4 protein-coding genes are annotated in these 7278 nt (G+C 28.7%); all 4 read right to left on the bottom strand.

Annotated elements, in window-relative coordinates:
• Nucleotides 1-425: 425 nt before the first annotated feature.
• Entirely contained in the window at nucleotides 426-1457 is a 1032-nt protein-coding gene (locus WCG23_12685; protein ID MEI8390726.1) for a hypothetical protein, read from the bottom strand.
• Nucleotides 1450-3690 (bottom strand): DUF3696 domain-containing protein, encoded by a 2241-nt coding sequence (locus WCG23_12680; GenBank protein ID MEI8390725.1) that lies wholly within the window; start codon nucleotides 3688-3690, stop codon nucleotides 1450-1452. The genes WCG23_12685 and WCG23_12680 overlap by 8 nt, the downstream gene beginning before the upstream one ends.
• Nucleotides 3691-3787: 97 nt before the next feature.
• On the bottom strand, nucleotides 3788-6352 hold the full coding sequence (locus tag WCG23_12675) for a S8 family serine peptidase (GenBank protein ID MEI8390724.1): 2565 nt from the start codon (nucleotides 6350-6352) through the stop codon (nucleotides 3788-3790).
• 23 nt (nucleotides 6353-6375) lie between these two features.
• Entirely contained in the window at nucleotides 6376-7083 is a 708-nt protein-coding gene (locus tag WCG23_12670; GenBank protein MEI8390723.1) for an ATP-binding protein, read from the bottom strand.
• Nucleotides 7084-7278 lie beyond the last annotated feature (195 nt).

Here is a 7278-nt window from a genome sequence, read left to right as displayed (position 1 = left end):
TATTCCCAAAATAAAACTAATTTAATCAAAATGTTGATTTTTTTATCTTTATTCCCCTTTTCTCCCAAACAAAACTTTTCAACAACAGCCACAAATACTTCTTCTGATATAATACAGGGGCTTCACAATTATGAATTTACATCAGGAGCTTCAGAAACTGTTTGTTTTTTCTCTGCGTTCTTATGGTAAATTTAGTTTATCAAGTATTTTTTTGAAAAAGGTTGTGCTTTTCTTTAAATGTGAATTATAAACTGAGCCCGAGAAGATTTATTATGTAAGATTGGATGTTTTGACATTTTAGTCTTTGAAATTTAGTTCATCGAATGTCAAGAGGCTTAAAAGTTGTTTTATGCTGACAAGGTTTCTGAAAATCAGAAGAATCTATTCGTGATAACTCTACATTATTTGGGTTTTTAAGAAAATTTTTACTGCAGGCTTTCAAAATAAGTTTTAATTGCCTTAGCATCGTCTCTAACTACCAATGAGATATGAAAATCTCTTACTTCATTATTAGAATTAATTATATCCAATCCTCTATCGCATGAAAAATTAATTGTATCCGTAAAAATATATCTATTGTGAACCAGGCTGGAATACTGTTTATCTAATTCTTTACGCTCTGTTAAAATTTTAAGTTTAATATTTAACCCATGATCAGTTTGAAGAATACTAAAGAATTCATCGATTTTTTTCTTGATTAATGACTGATTACTAGATTGGTTAGAGTTGATTGCTGAAAAAATTTCTATTTCTAAGTTTGGATTAATTATTTGAATTAATTTGGCCCAATGAATAAAATTTTTTTTGTAGCTTGATGTTAATTCAAAAGCAGATCCATTTCTCCCTTCGCCTACAATTTGTCTGTCATAAACACACAGCCTTCTTGAATATTTAAAAATAGGAATCATAAACTTGGATTCAAATTCTTTTAATGAAATTTGATTTGGTGCTGTTGAATAAGAGCTTCTTTCTAGTGCTTCATCTAATTCGGTCTGAGATATATTACAAATGTCAAAAACTCTATTTTTATCAATATTTGAAAACTCTCTAAAACAAGGTATTTTAAATTTACCAGAACATTCAGTATTCTTATTAAAAATAATATCTGCAAATTCTTCCTGAAGAGCAAGTAATAAAACGCTGTTACATTCCTCAAATAGCTCAGAAGCTGCATTCTTATTTTTTATATCAATTTCTATGATCCTGTTAGTTTTATATAATAAAATTAATAACTCTTTTATATTTTTTTTAAATTCTTGAGACTTAATAGTCTCAATGTAATCGTGTATATAAGTCTTAATTATATTATCTTTATCAAATAATATAATTGCACGATTTTTACATTTTTTCAGAAAATCAAGTAAAATAAATATATTTTTTATTTGGTCTGCATCATTTAATTGTTCAACATTAAAAATACGTGGGGATAAAACTACAGGGATCAACATATTAGCCAAATATCTCCTCAAAAGATTCTTCAAAGAAACCGTTTGGCCAATTGTCAATAAAATCACCATTATCGTCTAGTTTTAAAATATGACATACAGAGCCATTTTTCGTCTTATCAACGTAAATTACTGATACATCATCTTTACTAAGTTCTTTTTTCTTTATTAATTTTTTTAATCTTAAAATAATATTCTCGCTATGTGTTTCAATTATAAATTTGTTTTGCGTTCTTTTAATATTTTTTGCAAAAAATTCACCTAATTCACCCTGTAGTTTTGGATGTAAATGTATTTCTGGTTGTTCAATTAATAAAATTTTATTTTGAGATAGCAGACTTTGAACGATTATTGGTAATAATTGACTTATTCCAAATCCAACGTCCAGTACACTAACTTTAATACCTGTTGAAAGCTCAATTAATCTAACGGAGAAAGTGTCTATAATGCTTTCATTGTTTTCACTTAAGCTGACAATTTCTAATTTATAATCTAAACCCATTTTTTCAAAAAGAGGATTTATCTCATTTATCAATTTAGTGTTTTTAAATAAAATATTAGGAACCATTTTTCCTGAAGATCCCACATATTCATAAAGGTTTCCATCAAAGGTATATGATCTATCAGGTTTTTCTCTAAGAGGGCCTATATATGCTATTTTTTCTAAAAATGTTTCAATTTCATTAGATAAAAATTGAATAAGTTCTACTAAATCGATTAAATTATATCTATATAAAAACATTTTATTGGCATATATCGGCTGAGATTTATTAACTATCGGTAAAAAATTTTTCAGATTAAAAATATTATATTTATATAATTCTTGACATCTGGACCGAATTATTTCAAAATCATTATCTTCTATTATTTTCTTAATATTTATATGATATTCAATTTCTTGGTCTAATTCTTTTATTTTATTTTTCATTTCATCAAGAGGCTTCAATTCATTTTCTAATTTTGATATTCTATCTTCCAATTCTGATATAAATTGGTATTCTAAATCAGAAATAAAACCATCTAATTCTGAAATTTTTTCATCTAATTCTGATACTTTATTATAAATTTCAGAAGTACTATCATTAAAAGTTTGGATTTGACCTCCCAAACCTGAAATATCATCACCTACAGATGAAATATCACTTCCTAAATCTTCGATATTTAAATTATATTTATCAATTTTTTCTTCAATTGAATAAATTTCAGAACTTATTGACTCAATATCATGACCTATAGATTCAATATCACCACCAATATCATCTATTTCGTCTTCTAAGTTAGATATCTCTGTTTTTAATTCAGGAACTTCATCTTTAAGTTTTAAAAATTCATTATTTAAATCTGCTAGATTATGAGCTGGTACACCTTCTTCAATTTTCCTTTTAAAATTTTCTTGCAAACTTTGCATTTTGGATTTTTTTATAGATAAGTCTATTACCTTATTTTCCATTTCATTATTTTTGTCAGATAATTCGTCTTTATAATTTTCCAGTTCATCCTTTTTATCTTCTAATTCAGTTTTATAATCATCTAAATCATCTTTAAACTTTAATAAATTTTCTAATTCATTAATAAATGAAATTTTCTCATTTTCGGTTTTTTCTAAGGATAATTCAATCTCTTTCTTTCTAGAGATACAATCATTTAAAAAATTTGATTTGTCAGTTTTTTCAGATATTCTCAGTAATTCATTCCTGTAAATATCATATATCTCTTTCCAGAATAATGCTTCCCAATTAAATGCTGATATATAAAATTGTGAAGATTTTAAAAAGAATAGATTAAGCTGTCCTTTACTTTTCAATTTTCTATCAAATGGCGTTAAAATACAGATATTCTCATCGCCGGCATTTATTTTAATCTGTTTGACATAAATATCAGGATCAGCTCTAAATTCAAATTCCATACTAAATTTAGTAGTCGTGATAACCTTAGCAATAGATCCTTTATGGAAATTCTTACTTTTTGGCAAATTATTAACAGTTATATTAATAAAAATACTTTTATCTTTTTCATGACTATTAACAAATTCTGTAAAATTGCCAAGTTCAACAATTCCTGATGGTTGGAGAGGAATATCAGTGCTGTTTGCTAATTCAAGCGTCTGTTTTAACATTAATAGCATTTGTAATATTGAAGATTTACCAGATGAATTGGCTCCATAAATCAGCGTAATTGGCTTAATAGGTATTTCCTGCCTATCAGCAAAACTTTTAAAATTTTCTATATTTAATTTTTCTATCATACAAATACCTTGAAAACATTACATGAATTCTAATTCAAAAACTCTTTGCATTTATAAATTAACATAAAATGTTCTTCTCATAAAATTTTTTATTATTTTATAACTGTATTTCAGATTCTGCTTCTGTTTCAAGCTCAATTTCACTTTGAACTTCAGTTTTTATGGATTCATATATGGGTAAATCACTATTTATAGCTTCAAAACTTACAATAAGGGAGTAATAGGATTTAGAAAAAGGATCTTTATCCCAGCCCTGATGACTTTTAACAGCAATAGCAAATTTTTCAGGGAGTTCATTAGATTGAATTATTCGCCAATCTTTTTGTAAAGTACTTTCATTTCTTGATATTCCACGAATAATTCCATCATTTGGCTTGGTCGCAAATTGCCATGGTTCATTATCATATTTTTCGTGACCACTGCCATCCGCAAAAATACGGTTTTGAAAATTTTCTATTGGTTCACTCGGCTTACAAGAATCCCATTCAAGCCAAGAAGACAAATACCCTTTTTTATGCATTCTTGTTCTTCTTGGCTTTGCAGTATACGCTAAAGTAACAGTTACTTTTACATCTATTTCTTCTATTCGTGTTCTCAAAGAGTCGGGAATAGGAATATAATACATATGTGCTTCTTTTACATTTATTTCAACCTTTTGGTCTGTGATAAATGTAATTTTATATTCATTATTTTGAAGAGCATTTTTTAAATTTGGCACACCATAACCAATTGATCTTAAAACTTTTAATTTTTCATTTGCTAATAAATCCTTTGTCCATTCAGTCCATTCAGCGGAGTGACCGATTAAAGCTCTATACAATAATGCAGGTTGATCAGGAAACAATTTTTGAATTTCGGATGCAACATATGAAACTTTTGGCGTACTATATGATGTCCCAATATCATCTTTAGCAAAGGCAGGTCCGGGAGGAGACGTCCGAAGTAATTCTACGGATGTGTCTTCTTTAATAGTAAGGTTATTATCATTAGATTTGACATATCCACCGCCATATTCTACAACATCAGGCTTTATACTGCCCCATAAGCCAAAACCGGTTCTTGAAAAGGATGAGGGTTGATGCATTTTTTCTAATGAACATTCACCGGTTATTTCATCTAAAAATTCACCATTAGCTAATGAACCAATCGTTAATGCAAACATACTTTGTGCTGGGTTTGAAATTCTAGAACTTTTTTCTTCATACAAATAATCAGGATAGTTTTTATTTGAATTTAAATAATTTTTTATTCCGGAATAAGGCATTACAGTTGATGTTTCTTTGTGAATATTACCGGCAGACTGTATAAACAAAATATCGTATTTATAACTTAATAAGTCAATTTCAGAAGCCCAAGAAGACATATGCTTAGTTCTGCATGGTGCTAACGAATTTACTGACTGATTGTAAATTTTAACTTTATCTTTAAAAGTATTTACAACTTCTTTAGCTAATTCGGCAGGATGCTTATTTTCGGGTATATAGCAATTTCTATCTAAGATTCTTGCATTACAAATCCAACACGGCAATTTATAGTCACTTGTTATGTTAAAACCATCAGGATAAAGCACTTTCCCTGTAACTCTTGTTCCGTGTCCATTTGGATTATACTCATCAAAAACAGACTCTTCATCAATAAACGACTTTGATTCGTTGTTTAATATTGATGGGGCTAAATATTTATGGCCTTCTTGTACGCCGCTATCCATAATACAAATGGCCGGAGCATTATGATCTGGAGCCAATATATTAAATTCCAACTCTGTTTGAGAGATTTGTTGTTTCGGAATTTCACATATAAAGTTGTCAGGCTCACTAATTTCAAAAATATAAGGAAAGTTCAAAGTTAAATCTTTTAAAACTTTACCATTTGTCTTTATCCTTATATCAAAATATTCAGGAGGTTCACCAAAACAGTAATTATCCATATTTCTTTGAACCAAAATTTCATATTGCCCAACGTAAGGTTCAAGAAAATTATTAAATTTATCTTCTCTAGCGTCTATAAAGTTATCCCATTCAGCATACTTGTTAAGTTTTTCAGTTTGAGATCTTTCACAATAAGCTTCATCTGTTTCACTTTTTCTTTTATCACTGACGCTAAATGGCTCTAGACCTTTGCATTCAATACTTATATCAAAAACAAAAATGGTATTATCATCAAATGGCCATAAATTAAACAAGTATTCTGATAATCTTTTTTGAGGCAAGTCTTCAGTATTTATTTCGTGTATTTCTGCAATTTTACCGGAGCCTCTAATAGACTCACCTTTTGCAGTTGTTTGTTTAAATATTTCTAATAAATTTTGAAATTTTTCTAAGCCTTGTTCATCAGTAGCTACAATAATATATCCGTTTTCTTCTTCAGAAACTACTTCTAATCCATATTTATAAAGTTCATCAATAGGATAAGTTTCTTCATCAACTTTAAGCAAAAGAGGCACTTCCAAAGGCAATGCGGCAAATCCCATTGCCTGTCTTTCATCCGAGAAAGATTTATGTTGGTTTAATAATGTATTTAATTCGCTTTTAAGCTTATTGCTGTGCTGGAACCTGTTCGTTTTATTTTGTTTGGAAATTTCACTACTATTTCCACCGCCTTGAATTTTAGCTCTATTTTTAATTGTCTTATGAAATTTCAAATGTTCAAAATTTACCGGCATCTACTCTCCACAAACAAATCTTTTTAAATATTGGCTGATTCCTTTATTGCTTTATCAAAATTTTCTTCACTTACAATATCACTGCCGGATAAGACAGAAAGCTTAGCCGCATTTTCGGCTATTTTTACAATATTAGCAGCAGAATAGCCTTGTAACTGACTTACAAGATTATCCCAGTCTAAATTTTTAGATAAATTCATTGAGGATAATGTCGTTTTTAAAAGCATTTTAATTTCTTCATTTGATGGTTTGGGTATTTCAAAAACCTCATCAAATCTTCTAAAAATTGCTTTATCAAGTGACTTCTGTAAATTAGTTGTAGCGACCAGAAGTCCAGGGGCATCATAATCATCAAGAAATTGTAAAAGCATATTTACTATTCTAGAAACTTCTCCAATGTCTTTTGAACTATTCCTTGATGTTGCTATAAAATCACATTCATCAAGTAATAATACACAAGGAGTGGCAATGCTAGTGTCAAATATAGTTCTTAAATTCATTATTGATTCACCGAAATAAGAAGATATAAGCGAATCAAATCTTATTTTCAATAACGGTAAACCTATATTCCAAGCAAGTCTTTCTGCTCCCATTGTTTTGCCACAGCCGGGCTCTCCATATAATAAAACTTTTTTTATTGGTTTTAAATTAAATTTAGCAAGTCTTTCTCTAGCAGCAAATTCTTTTTCGATTTTAATAAATCTATTTTCAATATCTTTTGGAAGTACCATATGATGCCTTAATTGGTCATGCGGGATAAACGTCAAAAGAGGCTGATTATTACGTTTACTTGTTGGAAGTTCTACTAGGGGAGATTTAGTTCCATTTGTATTAATTAAAGATATAACCCTATTTGTCGTTGCCTCTTTAATCCTAGTGCATTGTTAATTTAATTTATTAGGATAAAGTTTTTTTAACTTAATTCT

Source organism: bacterium (assembly GCA_037147175.1).
Lineage (GTDB): Bacteria > Cyanobacteriota > Vampirovibrionia > Gastranaerophilales > UBA9971 > UBA9971.
The sequence above is the reverse complement of the archived record's forward strand: the minus strand, read 5'-3'. Positions and strand labels throughout refer to the sequence as shown.